Origin of the sequence: Pseudomonas sp. KBS0707 (assembly GCF_005937945.2) — a bacterium.
Classification (GTDB): Bacteria; Pseudomonadota; Gammaproteobacteria; order Pseudomonadales; family Pseudomonadaceae; genus Aquipseudomonas; species Aquipseudomonas amygdali.
The window spans coordinates 5,002,398-5,021,337 of sequence record NZ_CP041754.1; the positions used below are offsets into that span (position 1 = coordinate 5,002,398).

At 59.8% G+C, this 18,940-nt stretch carries 17 protein-coding genes; 9 read left to right on the forward strand and 8 right to left on the reverse strand.

Annotated features, from left to right (window positions below; genetic code table 11):
- Positions 1-127 precede the first annotated feature (127 nt).
- The 6 genes from dusB to FFH21_RS23845 all read left to right on the forward strand — a co-directional run bounded on the left by dusB (position 128) and on the right by FFH21_RS23845 (position 8,104).
- The gene (gene dusB, locus FFH21_RS23820; protein ID WP_004666305.1) at positions 128-1,141 is read left to right on the forward strand and encodes a tRNA dihydrouridine synthase DusB; all 1,014 of its coding nucleotides are present in this window, start codon (positions 128-130) and stop codon (positions 1,139-1,141) included.
- A complete protein-coding gene (gene fis, locus FFH21_RS23825) occupies positions 1,138-1,458 on the forward strand; it encodes a DNA-binding transcriptional regulator Fis (protein WP_002555375.1) in 321 nt (106 codons plus the stop codon). Before dusB ends, fis begins: the two co-directional genes overlap by 4 nt.
- Positions 1,459-1,537: 79 nt before the next feature.
- Entirely contained in the window at positions 1,538-3,142 is a 1,605-nt protein-coding gene (gene purH, locus FFH21_RS23830; protein WP_041924645.1) for a bifunctional phosphoribosylaminoimidazolecarboxamide formyltransferase/IMP cyclohydrolase, read from the forward strand.
- Between the two features lie 117 nt (positions 3,143-3,259).
- Positions 3,260-4,555, forward strand: a complete 1,296-nt coding sequence (gene purD, locus FFH21_RS23835) for a phosphoribosylamine--glycine ligase (protein WP_041924860.1) — start codon at positions 3,260-3,262, stop codon at positions 4,553-4,555.
- A gap of 90 nt (positions 4,556-4,645) precedes the next feature.
- Positions 4,646-7,435 (forward strand): hybrid sensor histidine kinase/response regulator RetS, encoded by a 2,790-nt coding sequence (gene retS / locus FFH21_RS23840; protein ID WP_004655736.1) that lies wholly within the window; start codon positions 4,646-4,648, stop codon positions 7,433-7,435.
- Positions 7,436-7,507: 72 nt separating this feature from the next.
- On the forward strand, positions 7,508-8,104 hold the full coding sequence (locus FFH21_RS23845) for a MarC family protein (RefSeq protein ID WP_004655739.1): 597 nt from the start codon (positions 7,508-7,510) through the stop codon (positions 8,102-8,104).
- Between the two features lie 6 nt (positions 8,105-8,110).
- On the opposite strand, the gene FFH21_RS23850 is transcribed toward FFH21_RS23845, so the two are convergent.
- The 8 genes from FFH21_RS23850 to cobG all read right to left on the reverse strand — a co-directional run bounded on the left by FFH21_RS23850 (position 8,111) and on the right by cobG (position 15,737).
- Complete coding sequence (locus FFH21_RS23850; protein WP_004655741.1) at positions 8,111-8,746, reverse strand: hypothetical protein; 636 nt, start codon at positions 8,744-8,746, stop codon at positions 8,111-8,113.
- Between the two features lie 35 nt (positions 8,747-8,781).
- Positions 8,782-9,417 carry a hypothetical protein gene (locus FFH21_RS23855; protein ID WP_004655742.1) on the reverse strand — a complete coding sequence of 212 codons (636 nt, stop codon included), beginning with the start codon at positions 9,415-9,417 and terminating at the stop codon, positions 8,782-8,784.
- The gene (locus FFH21_RS23860; RefSeq protein ID WP_011169567.1) at positions 9,410-10,108 is read right to left on the reverse strand and encodes a hypothetical protein; all 699 of its coding nucleotides are present in this window, start codon (positions 10,106-10,108) and stop codon (positions 9,410-9,412) included. Before FFH21_RS23860 ends, FFH21_RS23855 begins: the two co-directional genes overlap by 8 nt.
- Positions 10,109-10,168: 60 nt before the next feature.
- Positions 10,169-10,993 carry a hypothetical protein gene (locus FFH21_RS23865; protein ID WP_004655746.1) on the reverse strand — a complete coding sequence of 275 codons (825 nt, stop codon included), beginning with the start codon at positions 10,991-10,993 and terminating at the stop codon, positions 10,169-10,171.
- Between the two features lie 349 nt (positions 10,994-11,342).
- Positions 11,343-13,043 carry a precorrin-3B C(17)-methyltransferase gene (gene cobJ / locus FFH21_RS23870; protein ID WP_011169568.1) on the reverse strand — a complete coding sequence of 567 codons (1,701 nt, stop codon included), beginning with the start codon at positions 13,041-13,043 and terminating at the stop codon, positions 11,343-11,345.
- Positions 13,043-13,777 (reverse strand): precorrin-2 C(20)-methyltransferase, encoded by a 735-nt coding sequence (locus tag FFH21_RS23875; RefSeq protein ID WP_002555382.1) that lies wholly within the window; start codon positions 13,775-13,777, stop codon positions 13,043-13,045. The genes cobJ and FFH21_RS23875 overlap by 1 nt, the downstream gene beginning before the upstream one ends.
- The gene (locus FFH21_RS23880) at positions 13,774-14,400 is read right to left on the reverse strand and encodes a precorrin-8X methylmutase (RefSeq protein WP_002555383.1); all 627 of its coding nucleotides are present in this window, start codon (positions 14,398-14,400) and stop codon (positions 13,774-13,776) included. The genes FFH21_RS23875 and FFH21_RS23880 overlap by 4 nt, the downstream gene beginning before the upstream one ends.
- Positions 14,397-15,737 carry a precorrin-3B synthase gene (cobG, locus tag FFH21_RS23885; RefSeq protein WP_011169569.1) on the reverse strand — a complete coding sequence of 447 codons (1,341 nt, stop codon included), beginning with the start codon at positions 15,735-15,737 and terminating at the stop codon, positions 14,397-14,399. Before cobG ends, FFH21_RS23880 begins: the two co-directional genes overlap by 4 nt.
- A 125-nt stretch (positions 15,738-15,862) precedes the next feature.
- Between cobG and FFH21_RS23890 the strand changes: the two genes are divergently transcribed.
- Genes FFH21_RS23890 through FFH21_RS23900 form a run of 3 tightly spaced genes read left to right on the forward strand, consistent with a single transcriptional unit; the run spans position 15,863 to position 18,893 of the window.
- Positions 15,863-17,065: a bifunctional cobalt-precorrin-7 (C(5))-methyltransferase/cobalt-precorrin-6B (C(15))-methyltransferase gene (locus tag FFH21_RS23890; RefSeq protein WP_004666311.1), complete on the forward strand. Its 1,203-nt coding sequence runs from the start codon at positions 15,863-15,865 to the stop codon at positions 17,063-17,065.
- On the forward strand, positions 17,065-18,177 hold the full coding sequence (locus FFH21_RS23895) for a cobalt-precorrin-5B (C(1))-methyltransferase (protein ID WP_004655757.1): 1,113 nt from the start codon (positions 17,065-17,067) through the stop codon (positions 18,175-18,177). Before FFH21_RS23890 ends, FFH21_RS23895 begins: the two co-directional genes overlap by 1 nt.
- Complete coding sequence (locus FFH21_RS23900) at positions 18,174-18,893, forward strand: cobalt-precorrin-6A reductase (RefSeq protein ID WP_004655759.1); 720 nt, start codon at positions 18,174-18,176, stop codon at positions 18,891-18,893. Before FFH21_RS23895 ends, FFH21_RS23900 begins: the two co-directional genes overlap by 4 nt.
- Positions 18,894-18,940: the final 47 nt, after the last annotated feature.

Genomic DNA, 18,940 nt, shown 5'->3' on the forward strand with positions numbered 1-18,940 from the left:
CCTTTTTCAAACTCTCGGTTCGATCTGACGGTGGCGCAAGCGGCTGGCGGGACGGGCCGTTGCAGACCGGGTGAAACGGTTTTTTACACGGCCTGCGGATGATTTGGCCTCCACAACAGGTAAGGCTATGTCGGCAGTACGCATCGGCCCATATACAGTGCAAAACGGCTTGGTCCTCGCCCCGATGGCGGGCGTCACCGACCAGCCTTTCCGCCAGCTGTGCCGACGACTCGGTGCCGGCCTGGTGGTTTCGGAGATGGTCACCAGTGACATGAGCCTGTGGAACAGCCGCAAATCGCGTCTGCGCATGATCCACGAAGGTGATCCCGAGCCGCGCTCGGTACAGATCGCCGGCGGTGATCCGCAGATGCTGGCAGACGCAGCACGTGCCAATGTCGAACTGGGTGCCCAGATCATCGACATCAACATGGGTTGCCCGGCCAAGAAGGTCTGTAACAAGGCAGCAGGTTCGGCGCTGTTGAAAGACGAGCAACTGGTGAACGACATCCTGCAAGCCGTCGTGGCTGCGGTCGATGTGCCGGTTACGCTGAAGATCCGCACCGGCTGGGATCGCGACAACCGGAACGGCCTGACAGTGGCGAAAATCGCCGAGCAGGCCGGTATTCAGGCACTGGCGGTACATGGGCGAACCCGTGCCGACCTTTACACCGGCGAAGCCGAGTACGACACCATTGCCATGATCAAACAGGCAGTGTCGATACCGGTGTTTGCCAACGGCGACATCGATTCACCCGAAAAAGCCCGGCGCGTGCTACAGGCTACCGGCGCAGACGGGTTACTGATTGGCAGGGCCGCCCAAGGGCGTCCCTGGATTTTTCGCGAGATAGAACACTTCCTGCGTACCGGAGAAAAACTCCCGGCTCCGCAGTCGAGTGAAGTGGAACGTATTCTGCTTGAGCATCTGGCAGCGCTCCACGTTTTCTATGGAGATGTGATGGGCGTGCGTATTGCACGCAAACACGTCAGTTGGTATCTCGCAACCCTGCCGGGCGCCAGAGAGTTTCGCGCCCACTTCAATCGTTTGGAAGATACGGAAGCACAGTGCGCCAACGTCCGGGAGTTCTTCAGCCAAGGCTGCAAGGGCCCGGATAACGAGAATGATAAAGAGGTGGCCGCATGACGATGATGACCGAGACTTTAGTGAGTGGAACAACACCCGTGAGCGACAACGTCAATTTGAAACAGCACCTCAACACGCCGAGCGAAGAGGGTCAGACCCTGCGCGGAAGTGTCGAGAAGGCGCTGCACAATTATTTCGCCCACCTCGAAGGCGCATCCGTCACTGACGTCTACAACCTGGTGTTGTCGGAAGTCGAGGCTCCGCTTCTGGAAAGCGTGATGAACTACGTCAAGGGCAACCAGACGAAGGCTTCCGAGCTGCTGGGACTGAACCGCGGCACGCTGCGCAAGAAACTCAAACAGTACGATCTGCTTTAAAGCATTCAAAACAGAAAAGGCGACCTTGCACCGCGGTCGCTTTTTTTGCTGACTTCTTTTGCTTTTGATGGAAATCGAGATGACCGACCAGACTACCCGCCTGCCTATCCGTCGCGCCCTGATCAGCGTATCCGACAAGACAGGAATCCTTGAGTTTGCCCGCGAGCTTGAAGCGCTGGGCGTCGAGATTCTTTCCACTGGCGGTACGTTCAAACTGCTCAAGGACAACGGTGTCGCGGCAGTCGAAGTGGCTGACTATACCGGCTTCGCTGAGATGATGGATGGCCGGGTCAAGACTCTGCACCCCATGATCCACGGCGGCATTCTGGGTCGTCGCGGCATCGACGACGCCATCATGACCGAGCACGGCATCAAGCCGATCGATCTGGTTGCGGTCAATCTGTACCCGTTTGAAGCCACCGTCTCCAAGCCAGGCTGCGACCTGCCGACCGCCATCGAAAACATCGATATCGGCGGCCCGACCATGGTCCGTTCCGCTGCGAAGAACCATAAAGATGTCGCAATCGTGGTCAACGCCAGTGACTACGGTCAGGTATTGGAAAGCCTCAAGGCTGGCGGCCTGACCTACGCACAGCGCTTCGACCTGATGCTCAAGGCGTTCGAGCACACCGCCGCCTACGACGGCATGATCGCCAACTACCTGGGCGGCGTCGACCAGACTGCCGAAACCCTGAGCACCGAAGGCCGCAGTCAGTTCCCGCGCACCTTCAACACCCAGTTCGTCAAGGCCCAGGAAATGCGCTACGGCGAGAACCCGCACCAGAGCGCGGCGTTTTACGTTGAAGCCAAACCTGCCGAGGTCGGCATTGCCACGGCCACCCAGTTGCAAGGCAAGGAACTGTCGTTCAACAACGTCGCCGATACCGACGCCGCGCTGGAATGCGTCAAGAGCTTCGTCAAACCGGCCTGCGTGATCGTCAAACACGCCAACCCGTGCGGTGTCGCGGTCTGCCCGGATGATGAAGGCGGCATTCGTCAGGCGTACGAGCTGGCCTATGCCACCGACTCCGAATCGGCATTTGGCGGCATCATCGCCTTCAACCGCGAGCTGGACGCAGCAACGGCCAAGGCCATCGTCGAGCGCCAGTTCGTCGAAGTGATCATCGCGCCAAGCGTCAGCGCCGAAGCGCGTGCCATCGTGGCCAGCAAAGCCAATGTGCGCCTGCTGACCAGCGGCCAGTGGAGCGAGCGTCTGCCTGCCTGGGACTACAAACGCGTCAATGGCGGCTTGCTGGTACAGAGCCGCGATATCGGCATGATCACCGAGGCCGACCTCAAGGTCGTCACCCTGCGTGCGCCTACAGAACAGGAAATGCATGACCTGATCTTCGCTTGGAAAGTCGCCAAGTACGTCAAGTCCAACGCCATCGTCTACGCCCGCAACCGCCAGACCGTCGGCGTCGGCGCTGGCCAGATGAGCCGTGTGAACTCGGCGCGTATCGCGGCCATCAAGGCTGAGCATGCCGGGCTGCAGGTACAGGGCGCAGTCATGGCCTCCGATGCGTTCTTCCCGTTCCGTGACGGTATCGACAACGCGGCCAAGGTCGGCATCACTGCCGTCATCCAGCCCGGCGGCTCGATGCGTGACAACGAAGTGATTGCAGCAGCAGATGAAGCAGGCATCGCGATGGTCTTCACCGGCATGCGCCATTTCAGGCACTAATCAGAAAAACGGCCGCACTGGCGCAGGCGTCTGCTGCGCCAGTGCGGTCTCGTACGGCGGTTGGGTCGCCTCAGGCACACCGCGTACTCCAGAATCAGCGTCATCGAGGTTTTTGAAATGAATGTTTTGATCATTGGCAGCGGCGGTCGTGAACACGCCCTGGCATGGAAAGTCGCTCAGGACCCACGTGTGCAGAAGGTGTTCGTCGCACCCGGCAACGCGGGCACGGCCATCGAAGCCAAATGCGAGAACGTGGCTATCGACGTTCTGGCACTGGAGCAACTGGCGGATTTCGCTGAAAAGAACGTTTCACTGACCATCGTCGGTCCTGAAGTGCCGCTGGTTGCAGGCGTTGTCGATCTGTTCCGCAGCCGTGGTCTGGACTGCTTCGGTCCGACCGCCGGCGCTGCGCAGCTTGAGGGTTCCAAGGCATTTACCAAGGACTTCCTGGCGCGCCACAAGATCCCTACTGCCGACTATCAGAACTTCACCGAGATCGAGCCTGCCCTGGCCTATCTGCGTGAAGAAGGCGCTCCGATAGTCATCAAGGCCGACGGCCTTGCAGCAGGCAAGGGCGTGATCGTCGCCATGACCCTGGCAGAAGCCGAAGATGCCGTGCGTGACATGCTCGCTGGCAACGCCTTTGGCGAAGCCGGTTCCCGCGTCGTTATCGAAGAGTTTCTCGATGGCGAAGAAGCCAGCTTCATTGTCATGGTCGACGGCAAGAATGTGCTGCCCATGGCCACCAGCCAGGATCACAAGCGCGTCGGCGACGGCGACACCGGCCCGAACACCGGTGGCATGGGGGCCTACTCCCCTGCCCCGGTGGTCACCGCCGAAGTTCATCAACGTGTCATGGATCTGGTTATCTGGCCGACCGTCAGGGGGATGGCTGATGAAGGCAATGTTTACACCGGATTCCTCTATGCTGGTCTGATGATCGACAAAGCTGGCAACCCGAAGGTCATCGAATTCAATTGCCGCTTCGGCGACCCGGAAACCCAGCCGATCATGCTGCGCCTGCAATCAAGTCTGGTACTGCTGGTTGAAGCAGCGCTGGCGCAGGCGCTGGACAAGATCGAAGCACAGTGGGACCCCCGTCCAAGCCTGGGGATCGTCCTGGCCGCTGGTGGCTACCCCGGCGATTACGCCAAAGGCGCAGTTATCGAAGGCCTGGAAGCTGCTGCACAGTTGGAAGGCAAGATATTCCACGCAGGCACTGCCTTGCAGGATGAGCGTGTCGTGACCAGCGGTGGTCGTGTACTGTGTGCCACAGCGCTGGGTGACAGCGTCGGCAACGCGCAGGAAAGTGCCTATGCGCTGGCCGCAAAAGTCGACTGGCAAGGGTGTTTCTACCGCAAGGACATTGGCTACCGTGCCATTGCCCGCGAGCGTGGCGAAGACCAGGAATAATCGATCGGACCAGCCTCTTCAATCAGAGGCAGGCCGATTGACCTGGCATTCGCGGTTTTACCAGGCATTCACTCACGAAGGGATTTCATTGTGCGCTGGCTCAGGATTGCCATAGCCTCAACCGTCGGACTGCTGACCCTGCTGTTCATGCTTTCGGCGCAGGCCGAGCATGGTGCAGGCTGGTCGACGCTGCTCGACGAAAAGGCCCATCTGACGCTGGATGAAATCCGCTCGGCGCGCTATCAGAATCAATTCAGCCCCACCGAGCTGGAACGGGTCGCTGCAGCGGATCGCGGCAGCGCGGTATGGCTGCATTACCGCCTGCAACCGACCCAGCACGAGCAATTGCTGCGTATCTTCGCCCCGGACCTTTCCAGCGCCGACATGTATGTCATGGACGGCGATCGACAGATTGATCATCTACGCACGGGCAACGACGTGCCGATTGAAGATCAGCGACTGCCTTCCAACGATTTCCTGCTGCCGGTTCCGCAAAGCTCGGCCTCGCTGGATATTTACCTGAGACTGGTCTCTGCGCAGAAAATGCGCCCCAGCATCACCCTTGAACCGGCCATCGAAAGCGCCGCCAACGAAACCCAGCCATTGCTGTTCGGACTGCTGTTTGGCGCGCTGTCCATGCTGATCGTGCAGAATCTGACGCGTTACGGACATACCCGGTCGCGCAGCAATCTGTGGCTGGCCGCCTGCGAATCGTTACTCGGGCTCAGTGCGCTGTTGCTCCTCAACCTGCTCCGCCCGATCGACCCGTGGAATATCGCGCAAACCCCGAGCGCACACCTGGCGCTGCTGCTGGCCGCTGTCGCAGGCCTGATCTACACCTACTGTTTCTTCGTCCATCGCAATGCCCGCAAACTCGATCGTCTGTTGCTGGGCAACGCGGTGCTCATGGGAATCGGCGCCTTGCTGGTGCTGTTCGACGAAAAGCTGCCGATCAACTTCCTGACGTTCGGCCTGGTCTCGCTGACGACACTGAGCATTCTGGCGGTGTCGATGTGGCACTGGCAGAAGGGCTATCGCTCGGCGCGCCTGTTTGTCCTCGGAATGATCACCTTCAATATCGGCTACATGGTGGTCCTGCCCGGCCTGCTGTGGCTGAGCCTGGTGCCACCGCAATGGCTGCTGCTGGCGCTGCTCAGCGTGTTCTGCATCAGCGGCCTGCTGATGAGCCTGGCCCTCAGCGAACGTCATCGCAGTATCACCGAAGACCGTTTCAGCATCAGCCGCGATCAGGCGGCCAGCACCGCCGAAATCAACGCCAAAGCCGAGTTTCTGGCCAAAATCAGCCACGAGATTCGCACCCCGATGAACGGCGTGCTGGGCATGACCGAGCTGCTGCTCGGCACCCCGCTGTCGGTCAAACAGCGCGACTATGTGCAGACCATTCACAGTGCAGGTAACGAACTGCTGACGCTGATCAACGAGATTCTGGACATCACCAAGCTCGAGTCAGGGCAGATAGAACTGGACGATGTGCAGTTCGACATCGGCGCGCTGGTCGAGGACTGCCTGAACATCTTCCGCGCCAAGGCCGAGCAGCAGCAGGTCGAGCTGATCAGCCAGATCCAGCCCCAGGTGCCACGGGTTATCAATGGTGACCCGACTCGCCTGCGCCAGACGCTGTTGAGTCTTCTGGAAAATGCCCTGAAGAAGACTGACGAAGGTGAAATTCTTCTGGCCGTCGCCCTTGAGTCTTCGAAAAACGGAAAGACGCGTTTGCGTATTTCGGTGCAGGACAGCGGTGAATCGCTTTCCGACGAAGAACGTGAAGAGTTGCTGCACGCCGAACTGCACAGCCGAAATTTCCTGGCCAGCAGCAGGCTCGGTGGTCACCTGGGGCTCGTCATCGCCCGCCAGTTGATCATCCTGATGGACGGTGAATTCGGTATTCAGAACAGCGGCACCCAGGGCAACACGTTATGGCTGAACCTGCCGCTGGACGCAAAGCTGCTGGAGCAGCCGACCATCGATCTGGACAGCCCGCTGAAAGATGCCAGAGTGCTAGTGGTTGACGACAACGATACCTGCCGCAAGGTGCTGGTCCAGCAATGCAGCGCCTGGGGCCTGAATGTCAGTGCAGTGGCGTCCGGCAAGGAGGCACTGGCCTTGCTGCGGACCAAGGCGCATCTGCGCGACTATTTCGATGTGGTCCTGCTCGACCAGAACATGCCCGGCATGACCGGCATGCAACTGGCCGCCAAGATCAAGGAAGACCCAAGTCTGAATCATGACATTCTGTTGATCATGCTTACCGGTATCAGCAATGCCCCAAGCAAGATCATTGCTCGCAACTCCGGTATCAAGCGCATTCTGGCCAAACCGGTGGCGGGCTACACGCTCAAGACGACGCTGGCAGATGAACTGACCCAGTTGAACAAGGGCGTTGCTGCACAAAAGCCTGGCCCGGTCATCAATACGCCGGTCAGCGTACCGGGCGACTTCCGGATTCTGGTAGCCGAAGACAACAGCATTTCGACCAAAGTGATCCGCGGCATGCTCGGCAAGCTCAACCTGAATCCCGATACGGCGAGCAACGGCGAAGAAGCGCTGCGTGCCATGAAGGCGCAGCGTTATGACCTGGTACTGATGGACTGTGAAATGCCGATACTCGACGGTTTCTCGGCAACCGAGCAGTTGCGTGCCTGGGAGGTCGGCAATCAGCGGGTGCGCACACCGGTCGTTGCACTGACTGCGCACATTCTCACTGAGCACAAGGATCGTGCACGCCAGGCAGGTATGGACGGTCACATGGCCAAACCTATCGAGCTGTCGCAACTGCGCGAACTGGTCGAACACTGGGTAGCACACCGCGACAAGGCTCGCGGACTGCCTTCGGACGGTGAGCAGTATCGAAGAAACTGACAGCAACGGGAAAGGCACACAGTGGCCTGATAGACTGGCGCTGCCATCCACCTGCTGCTGTGAGTTGAAGCCATGCTTCACGTGTTGTTCAGCGTCTATCTGAAAATGCTGGTGCTTTACAGCCCGTTTTTCGTTCTTTCCTGCTTCATCAGCCTGACCCGCGGTCACTCGCGCAAGGAACAGCGGCGTCTGGCCTGGAAGGTGGCGCTGGCGACACTGATTTCCAGCATCTTGCTGTATCTGTTCGGTAGAGTGATTTTCGATGTATTCGGAATCACGGTCGATGCCTTCAGGATTGGGGCTGGCAGCGTGCTGTTCATATCCGCGCTGGGTATGGCCCAAGGCAAATCGGCCGTCCAGACCGATAATATCCAGCAGGATGTGACCATTGTTCCGCTGACCATTCCCCTTACCGTCGGCCCCGGCACCATCGGTGCGCTACTGGTCATGGGCGTCAGTCAGCCTCATTGGGATGACAAACTCACTGCCATCCTGAGTATTGCACTGGCCAGCCTCACGGTTGGCGTGGTGCTTTACCTCTCCAACCGCATCGAACGTATCCTGGGCGATCAGGGTTTGCAGATTGTCAGCCGCCTGATGGGGTTGTTCGTCTGTGCGTTGGCGGCACAAATCATCTTTACCGGTATAAGGGGCTATCTGCTGCCCTGATACAACTCAGATACGTGCGGCCCGCACCAGCCCTTGCGCCCTGCCGTCCAGATACCGCGTTACATCATTACGATGTGCGGCGTAAATCTTGCGGTCAAAGGTGTAACTGCCGCCCTTGAAGTGAAACAGCAGCCGTCGGCTACCTGCCGCGTGCTCGTCCACGCTCAGATGCAGACTGCACAGCAACAGAAGTACCCGATCAGGTTCATACTTCTCGCAGGGCACTACCTGGAAGCTGCCCAGACGGCCTTGTTCAAAGCCGTTTTTAAAGTAAGACTCTGCCGCCTGATTCACTCCCAATGCTGCGACAGCGCGCTGCACCATGCCGCCAAGGCGCTTGCGGTCCGCTGGACTGCTGACCTTGAAGGTCGCCTGTAACAAATCATCGACATTGCTTACGACCAGTGAGTCGCCCAGAACCACGCCTTTTTGCTGTATGCCACGTGTCTTGAGCCGGCTGCGGTAGTAATGCATCCAACTGCTCCACTGCGTCTTGAAATCAAACTGCTTACCTGCGAACAACTGCGCATCCAGAAGTACATCCTGAATGTCCGTGCGCTCCTCACTTGTAAGCCCCGGAAGAAACGTCACCATACTGGGGATATCGCCCAGATACGCCGCATTGCCTGTGCCTGCTTTCATTTGAGTAACTCCCTTCCATGGGAACTTGACCGTCGTTATAAATTGATGATTTCAGCGGCAGCACGATCAGCCAGCATGTCCTGAACAGTCTGGCGAAAAGGTTCGAAGCTCTTGCGACTGAACCGAAACGCAGTACCCACAGCATGTACTTGCATTTCTCCGCCAAGAATCTGCCAAAAATAAAGCGCTGGCCTCGACGCAATGGTGGTCATCTGCAGGCTGCACAACAGGATCATCACCTCGTCTTCGCTGTGCATTGCACAAGGCATGAGTTGAAAGCTTTCAGAACGTCCAGACGTAAACCAGCTGCTGAAAAATGTCTTCGCATGATCACTGCTCAGCAGCCTGTCGAGTGAGCTGCGATAGAGCCGGCGAAGCTCGACGGAGTTATTGACCATTGGAAGCTGCAATTTGCCAATGTCCCTGAAACTGTGAATGCTCAAGCGCACGTCGTTAATCACCGCGCTGCGCCGTCCACCCGTTGCAAGAATGGCTTGCTGGTAAGCGTCCAGCCATGAACGCCAGGCCATGCGCGGGGAATGCTGGTCATCGGCGACAAGTTTCGCGTGATGCAGACAGTCCTGTACGTCCTGACGCAAACCGGGCTCGACGTTACGGGCGAACGACAGGAGATTGGCCCCTGCCAGCAGGGTCTCATCCAGATCAGACATAAGGCGTTTCCCCAAGCGACATGATCATACCGGGACGCCTGCTCGACAACGCCTTGTCGATGTCATCGCGAAACTGCGAATAGACCTGTTCAATCAATTGCATTTTATAAACGGTCACAGCGATGTTGCCGTAGACACTTTGCGCTTCGAGTACTTCGAAAAGAAAACCGGATGGCAACGGCTGACGTGTGGCGAACTGAAGCTGCGCCAGCGTCAGGTTGTGCTGATCGTCGAAGAACCCCAGTTGCAGGACCACGCCGACCTGCACTTTTCCCGCATGATTCAAACCGCTCTGTACCGTCTGGCTACGCAGCAACTGAAGCGCCGGGTTGCGAGCCGATTGCTTGCACACTTTACGCATCAATGTTTCTGCGTCCTGCAGGGTCTGCGCTGACACTGAGGGTACCAGGGCACGCTCGAGGCAACTCCATACGGTTCGGACAGCATCTACCGGCAAAGGCTCGCTGACGTGTTCGCTGGCATTCAGCACCCAGCCGAAACGCAGAGCAGCAGCAAGGCGGGTTTCATTCCATTTTTCGAACTCGGCGAACCTGGGGTGCTGCTTCGATGCTGCCAACTGCACATACAGCATCGAGTCCAGCACATCGTTTTTCGGCGCGACCTGCTGCGACGTGGGGAAAAACAGCAAACAGCCGGCGTTGACGACTGCGGCATCCAATTCCTGCATCATGGGAGAAATTCCTTTTTATCCCGAAAGCGGAGGCAACCCGTGCCTCCGCAAATAACCCGATCAGATTTCAAACTCTTCGATCGCGCTCTTGGCGTTGTCGCTCAGCTTTTGCTGGATCAGGTCGCGATGGCGCGAATACAGGCTCGTGTTGAGCACCAGGTTGTCCTCGCCTTTCCAGGTTTCAACGTTTGTGTCCTGCCATTCCCAGAACAGGACATTGGTGACATCACTGTCGGTATGGAAGCTGACCGCGCCCATGGACAGAGTCACGGTCTTGTCATCGGACTCGATGCACGAGGCAATACGGAAACTGCCTCCGCGGTGGTTTTTTGTCTGGCTTTCAAACAGGCGCAGAGGCTCTTTTTTGTCTTTCAGTGCAGCGATGGCATCCGCAGCGACCTTGAGCATCAGCAGCGATGCAGGCCCAGGCAAAGCGGCAGCCGCAACAGCCGAGCCAAGGATCTCAAGGCCGACTTCGTCCATGGTGAAACGCTGCTGGGTAGCACGATAGCGGGCATAGTTCCAATGGGTGGAAAGCCAGCCAACCTTCGAGAGTACTTCGTTGAATTTGTCGTACCACTGATCACCCTGGGTTTCAGGGCTGAACGCCTTGTTGGCCACAAGGGTGGCAAACAGAAAGGAGTCCATAACGTCTTGCTTGCTCTGCCGCGAAACGCCCTCGGCAAATGCCAGCAGACTGCTTGCAACCACAGCACCCTTAGCAGCTTCATCGCCTGGGTCAAAGTCAGTCTCGTCACTGGCCAGAAGCAATTCAGGCTTTATGGCTGCTGCGTGGGCGATGGACGAAGCAGAGCATTCAGCCAGCTCACAAGCGGCAATGTAATCAAGGTTGTCGGTCATGCTCATCGTATTGTCCTGTTTCATTTCATTTAGTCCTTTAATTCGTGAGTCCTTGTGGACAGATACGAGACTAATCAAATAAATCAGGCCGTTTTTCCGGCACTTTCGAGCGGTCTATTGATGGCTTTTTCAACTGCCGCGGCAACACTCGATGGCGCGCGCAAAACTCAAGCTGTGCTCAGCCCTCGATAAACAGCGGGCGAAAGAAAAATCCGTGGCAGGACAGAGAAAAAAGCCACAAGCCTGGCAACTTGAAGAACATCCGTTCGCGCAAGCAGCCAGGCCGAAAACTCGGCCTGAATGCCTGTTGATACGCAGAGGTTTCAGCACTTTCCCACAGTAAATTCGATACAGGTACGACAAGCCTATGGGCTCAGGCTGTAGGTTTCGCGCCATACCAGCGGGGCGTGTAGACCCAATTGCCGCCTTCGTTGCGAGAAAAGGTGCAGGTCAGGGAAGAGCCGATCAGCACCATGGTTCGCATGTCCACCTGCTCCGGCGTCAGTTCACCCAGCGTAATGACGCGCAGTGTCTGGCCAGGACGACCGATGTCGCGCCCAAGCGTGACGGGCGTTTCAGGAGTGCGGTGCTGGCGAACTATCTCCAGCGCACGCCCCAGTTGCCAGGGTCGTGAACGGGAAATCGGGTTGTAGAAGGCCAGCGCAAGGTCTGCCTGACAGGCAAGGTCCAGACGCTTTTCGATGATCTCCCAAGGCTTGAGGTTATCGGACAGCGACAACACACAGAAATCATGCCCCAACGGCGCACCAGCCTGAGCGGCGGTTGCCAGAGAAGCCGAGACACCCGGGAGAATCTCCAGCTCGACAGAGTGCCAGTGCGGGTTGCCGGACTCGTGCAGCGCTTCAAGCACTGCCGAGGCCATGGCGAACACGCCCGGATCACCGGACGACACCACAACCACCGAACGACCTTGCGCGGCCAGTTCGAAGGCATGCCGGGCACGCAGCATTTCTTCGCGATTGTCGGTGCAATGCAGTACCTGATCGGCACGAAACGGCCCGGCCATGCGCACGTAGGTTTCGTAACCCAGCACATCATTGGCGCGTGCCAGTTCAGCCTTGACCGCAGGCACCATAAGGTCCGCTGCGCCGGGGCCCAGGCCAATGACTGCAAGCCGGCCACGCCCACGGCCGATGTTCTGCACATCCAGCGGTTGAGTCGCGACAGCAATCGCCATGTAGTCGACGCTGAGTGGCGGCAACCGTTGCGGCACGCAGCGGGAGGCCATTTCGCTGGCCGACCCAGCCTTGTCGAAGCGCACCGGAACGCCCAGCTCGCTGGCTGCCTGATGCAACTGCGCGTTGGCCATCTGCTCTTCGCTGGTCAGCAGACAAGCCAGCGATTGCTCGGCAATGCTTGCGTCGTGCAACGCCGAGCGGACCCGCATAGCCAGTTCAGCGGTTATTTCGCTGACGGCGACCAGTACACTGCGCGGGTAGATCAGTAATTCATGGGGAGCGGGCTCACGTAGGGCGCAGCCGACATGAATCGTCAGCTCAGCCTGCGGATCTTCGGGCAGTTGTGCTTGCTCCAGCCAGGGTGCCTCGCCTTCAATGCGCACCGGCTCGCCGGAGAGCAAGTCGGAAACAAAACGCTTGCCCAGCTCCAGGTCGCCCAGCGCATAGCCGCTGGGCGGGTTGAGCAGGCAGGTGCCGAAGCGCAATTCGCCGCTGGTGGTGATTGCCGGTGCAACGCCAAGCCCGTTGGCAATGCTGCGCGCCATGACATTGACCCCGCCCAGGCCACCAAGCAGTGGTACCACTGCACTACCGTCCTCAGCTACGGCGAGTACCGGCGGCTCGACGCCCTTCTCCAACAGCAGCGGGGCCAGGGTGCGAATCACTATGCCAGCGGCACACAGGGCGATAATAGGGGTGTTTTGCTGATACAACTGACGCAGCGTGCTACCGAATTCGCTGTAGGTAATGTCAGCGTTCTGCACACGCTCGGCCAGGCCATGAATCTGCGCATCGGGAAACAGCTGCTGAATGCGCCGCGCGGTAGCCAGGCTGCCATTGCCGAGAATGACGATGGCTGGAATGTTGAGAGTCATCAGCCTTGCCACCTGTCACCCGGAACGATAATCAGCGAAAAATACGGCGAAGACATCGGGTCTACCTGATCCAGCGGGACGATTTTCTGGTTGGCCATGGTTGCGCGCTCGACATACAGCGCACGCCCGGCCATGCCCAGTTCGGTCAGCACTTCACGGACCTTGTGGAAGTTGCGTCCCAGTTTCATGATCACTGCTGCATCGGCATCAGCCAGCTTGCGTTTCAGGTCCTCGTGGGACAGCACGCCGGACAGCACCGACAGGCTCTGGTTGCGATACACCAGCGGCGCGCCCAGTACCGAAGCGCCACCGAGCATCGAACACACACCCGGAATCACTTGCGCCTCGTAGCGCTCGGCCAGGCGGTCGTGCAGGTACATGTAGGAACCGTAGAAGAACGGGTCGCCTTCGCAGATCACCGCGACATCGCGCCCGGCGTTCAGGTGCGCCGCAATGTGCAGGCTGGACTCGTCGTAGAAGTCGCTGATGACTTTTTCGTAGGACAGCGGCGCTGGCAAGGCCTCGGTGGTGACCGGATAGACCAGTGGCATCAACGTTTGAACGTCCTGCAAGTGCGCTTCGATAATGCCGAATGCGTTGCCCTTTTTACCCTTGGCCACGAAGTACGCCACCACAGGCGACTCCCGCAGCAGGCGCAGCGCCTTGACGGTAATCAGCTCCGGGTCGCCGGGGCCGACGCCCAGGCCAATCAATCGACCGCGTGCCTGCATCATTCGATCTCCGTGGCCAGTGCATTGACAGCGGCCACGGCCATGGCGCTGCCGCCACGACGACCCTGCATGATCACAAATGGCACGCCACGGCTGTCTGCGGCAAGCATGGCCTTGGACTCGGCAGCGCCGACAAAGCCAACCGGAAAGCCGAGAATCAGCGCTGGTTTCGGCGCGCCTGCATCGAGCATTTCGAGCAGATAGAACAGCGCAGTCGGCGCATTGCCGATGACCACTACGCTGCCTTCCAGGTACGGACGCCACAGCTCCAGCGCCACCGCAGAGCGCGTATTGCCCAGTTCGAGCGCCATTTCCCGCACGCCTTCATCGTGCAATGTGCAGATAATCTGGTTGTTGGCGGGCAGCCGGGTACGGGTGATGCCTTCTGAGACCATGCGTGCGTCGCAGAGGATCGGTGCACCGGCGGCCAGGGCATTGCGCCCGGCTGTACCGGCACCCGGCGAGAAGCGCAGGTCTTCAATGACTTCGACCATCCCGCAGGCATGGATCACGCGCACGGCGAGTTTTTCCAGGTCGGCGGGGATCGTGTCCAGGCGCGCTTCGGCGCGAATGATCGAGAAGGAGTTGCGATATATCTCCTGACCATCGCGGATGTAATCAATCATGCAATGTTGCTCCGTGAGTCGGCGTTCAACTGCGCACCGACTGCTTCAATAGTAAGGTCACGCGCGCGCAGCACACCGAAACCGGCATGCGCTGCGTCGCGAAAATAAAGGTCGTAACGGCCGGGCGAAACGGCCAGCAAGGTTACCGGCGCTACGTGAGCAGCAGCGCAGGAACGCGTGCAACCGCTTAAATGAACGGCCTGACTGGCAACCAGGCCGGTAGCCAGTTGCAGCGCATCAGCCTTGGTATCGGCCAGCCCTTTTACACAGCCGGCAGAACCGGTACACGCCACCATCTGCGCCAGTGGCTGTTCGGCCGAACAGATCAGACCCGCGGCCTGCAACGCCGTCATCACTGTTGCAGCGCGCTCGACCGGTACATTGGGCAACAACAGGCTCTGCCAGGGCGTCAGGCGCAAAGTGCCGTCGCCCTGCTCTTCTGCCAGTTGCGCGACGATGGCGAGCGTAGCGGCATCAAGACGCCCCAGCGGAACCACCGCCCCCACCGCAACCCGCGCAGGCTCGGCCTGTGGATAAATACCGATATGCCGATTGCCCTGAATGGCCGGGCGCTGCCAGCTAGTGACGGCTTGATCCACCCGCAACGCGCAGTCCAGCCGGGTAGAAAGCTCGCGCAACACATCGTCGGTCGACACCTCGGCCAGCAGATGCCGCATCCGGGTATGCTCCGGGCGGGCCAGATCGAGGAACAATTCCAGCAACCCGACAACCAGCGCTTCTCCAGCCGCCAGCGGCACAGCGGCAAGCGGTCGATCATTGGCCGGGCAACCGGCCAGCCCGAACGCCAGCAGCACTTCGCCGTCGAGGTTCAGCGCCGACAGCCACACATCATGCGCGTGTTCGAGCATCACCAGCGCTTCACCAGCATCCAGCGACAACGCAAATTTGGGTGACAGCTCATGGAAGCGCGGATGATTTTCCAGCGCATCGAGAACCTGCGCCGCCAACGGTCGGGCATCGAACAGCATGCGCGAATCCAGCCCCGCGGTCGGGCTGAGCATCAGGTTGCGCACATCGTCACTGGCAGGGTTGGCCGGGCCGAGCCCTGCCGCCATCAATGCCTTGATCAACCCATCGTGATCAGCGCCGATGCCGCGAATTTGCAGGTTGGCGCGGTTGGTGGCTTCGATAACGCCCTGTGCATAAGTCTGCGCAGCCTCTGCAACCGCCATTGCCTGCACACTGCTGATGACCCCGCCCGCCAGCTTGATCCGGCAGATCCCGCCGTCCAGTGCCGGGACGATACGCAGCAACCCCGGACAGGCCGAGGGGCGTAGCGTTGCAGAGGATGTGCGAGCGGACTGCGGCTCGTTCAATGGATCACCCGGTATGAACTGGACGTGGATTAGAGCACTTGTACCCCGTCGGGCGCGGTATTATGCCTGCTTTGTCCGCAGGCATGAAAAGGCGCTCTGTCGGAAGTTCGGATTGAGGTAGGTACATGTCGCCGTGGCTGACAGTCGTGGGAATCGGAGAAGACGGTTACAAGGGCCTGGGCAAGAACGCCCGGCACGCTCTGCTGCACGCTGATCAGGTGTTCGGCGGTCCGCGCCAGCTGGCATTGCTGCCGCCGTGCATTCGCGCCGAGCGGCGTGCATGGCCGAGTCCATTTTCGCTGAACCCGGTGCTGGAACAGCGGGGTGCCGAAATCTGCGTACTGGCCAGTGGCGATCCGATGCTGTTCGGCGTCGGCGCCAGCCTGGCACGCGTAGTCTCCATCGACGAAATGCGTATTCTGCCCGCCCCTTCTTCTTACTCTCTGGCCGCCGCTCGTCTGGGCTGGCCGTTGCAGGAAGTCGTTACCTTGTCAGTGGTTGCCCGTCCGGTAGCCGCATTGAACGCTCATTTCCATCATGGCGTACGTCTGCTGGTGCTGAGCAATGATGGCAGCAGCCCCGCAGTGATTGCCGGTTTGCTGCGCGAACGAGGCTTTGGCCCTAGCCGCATGACGGTCCTGGAGCACCTGGGAGGTGAAGCCGAACGGCGCGTCGAGGGGCTGGCCAGTGAATGGGGTAATCCCGAGATCGCTGCGCTGAACCTGGTTGCCGTCGATTGTCGCGCCGACGCCAGCGCCATTCGCCTGAGTACAGTGGCCGGTTTGCCAGACAGCGCTTTCGAGCATGACGGCCAGTTGACCAAACGCGACGTGCGGGCCATCACCCTTGCCCGCCTTGCTCCGGTGCCGGGTGAACTGCTTTGGGACGTCGGCGCGGGCTGCGGTTCCATCGGCATCGAATGGATGCGCGCGCACCCAACCTGCCGGGCGATGGCCATAGAAGCGGACGAAGGCCGTCAGCAACTGATCGAATTCAATCGCGATGCGCTGGGCGTGCCGGGCCTGCAATTGGTCCGTGGCAGCGCGCCACAGGCGCTGAGCGGTCTGGAGCGTCCGGATGCGATTTTCATCGGCGGTGGCGTGACCCGTATCGGCGTGCTGGAAACCTGCTGGGAGCAGCTGCGCTCCGGCGGGCGGCTGGTCGCCAATGCAGTAACCCTGCAAAGCGAGGCTGCACTCATGGCCTGGCGCGAGCGGCATGGCGGCGAACTGACGCGTATTCACGTCGCCCATGCTCAGCCTCTTGGCGAGTTCGATACGTGGCGTCAGGCCTTGCCGATCACTCTGCTGGATGTAGTCAAACCCTGATGCGCGAAGAAACCGCCGAACAGCCTGCTCCGCTACGCAGTGGCCTGACCACCGGCAGCTGCGCCACCGCAACCAGCCTCGCGGCGGCGCGGCTGTTGCTCAGCGGGCAAATCAGCGATGCGGTAGAGATTGTGTTGCCCAAGGGCAAACAGGTGCAGATGCGCCTGGAATTCTGCCGCCTTGTGGATAACTTCGCCGAAGCCGGAACACTCAAGGATGCCGGGGACGATCCCGACGTTACTCACGGCGCGCTGGTGTTTGCGCGCGTCAGGCTGGAAATGGCACCTGGCGTGCGCTTCGTGGCAGGCGCAGGTGTAGGCAGCGTGACCCGCCCCGGCCTGGTGTTGGCGGTGGGCGAGCCCGCCATCAACCCGGTGCCTCGACGCATGATGACCGAACACTTGCTGCAGCTGGCGGAAGAACTCGGCTACAGCGGTGGTTTCGAGGTTACGATTGGCGTCGAGGGCGGCGAAGCGCTGGCGCTCAAAACCATGAATCCGCGCCTCGGTATTCTCGGCGGGCTGTCGATTCTCGGCACCAGCGGGATTGTCCGGCCCTTCTCCTGCGCAGCTTACATCGCGTCGATCCATCAGGGCATCGACGTCGCCACCACCAACGGCTATCGGCATATTGCCGCCTGCACCGGCAACGCCAGCGAAGACACCATGCGCCGCGTGTACAACATCCCGGATATCGCCCTGATCGAAATGGGCGATTTCGTCGGTGCAGTGCTCAAGCACCTGCGCAAGGTGCCTGTGGATAAGTTGAGCCTGTGCGGTGGCTTCGGCAAGATCAGCAAACTGGCCGCAGGCCACATGGATCTGCACAGCCGCCATTCGAGCATCGACCTGCCGCAACTGGCGCTGTGGGCTGCGGATACAGGCGCGGACGCAGACCTGCAACAGCGTATTCGCGATGCCAATACCAGCCAGCAGGCGCTGGCGATGTGCGCAACGGCGGGTGTGCCGCTGGGTGATGAGGTGTGTCGTCATGCGCTGGCTTTTGCCCGCAGCGTGGTGCCTGCACAGGTTCAGGTCGAAGTGTTCGCCATCGACCGCCAGGGCGGAATTGTCGGTCAGGCGGGCGTTGCGTTATCGAAGGAACACACATGAAACGAATTCTGCTGTTGGGCGGCATTACCGAAGCGCTGGCGATTGCACGCAGGCTCGGGCCTGAGCACATCTATAGCCTGGCAGGTGTGGGTCGAGTGCCGGCAGATCTGGCCTGTCAGTTGAAAGTTGGCGGCTATGGCGGCGCAGAGGGCATGGCGCAGTACATTCGTGACCAGGGCGTCGATTTGCTGCTGGACGCAACCCATCCGTATGCTGCGCAAATCAGCCGCAACGCTGCATGTGCGGCCCGGCTGACTGGAATTCCCTGCTGGGCCTTGCGCCGCACTGCCTGGCAGGCTGGTGCGGGTGATGACTGGCGTGAAGTGGCCGACTGGTCAGAACTGGTCACGGCACTGGCGCCCTTCAAGCGCCCACTGTTCACGCTAGGGCGCGAGCCTTTGCAGCATCTGCACGAGATTCCGGAGCATCAATTCTGGACGCTTCGGGCATTGGACAGCTACCCCGGCAATGACCACTGCGAAGTGATCGGCGCGCGCGGCCCGTTTGCACTGGAAGACGAACGTCAGCTGTTTGAACAACGCGATATTGATGTGTTGATCAGCAAAAACAGTGGCAGCAGCTCCACCGAACCCAAGCTTGAAGTCGCCCGCGAGCGCGGCCTGCCCGTCCTGATCCTGAAACGCCCGGAGTTGCCTGAGGTGGATCGGATTTTGTGGAGTGTGGATGAGGTGCTGGAGGCGTTGGGGCTGGAGTGAATGAACCGTCTTCAGTCCTCATGAAAATCGTGAAACAACCCGGTCAG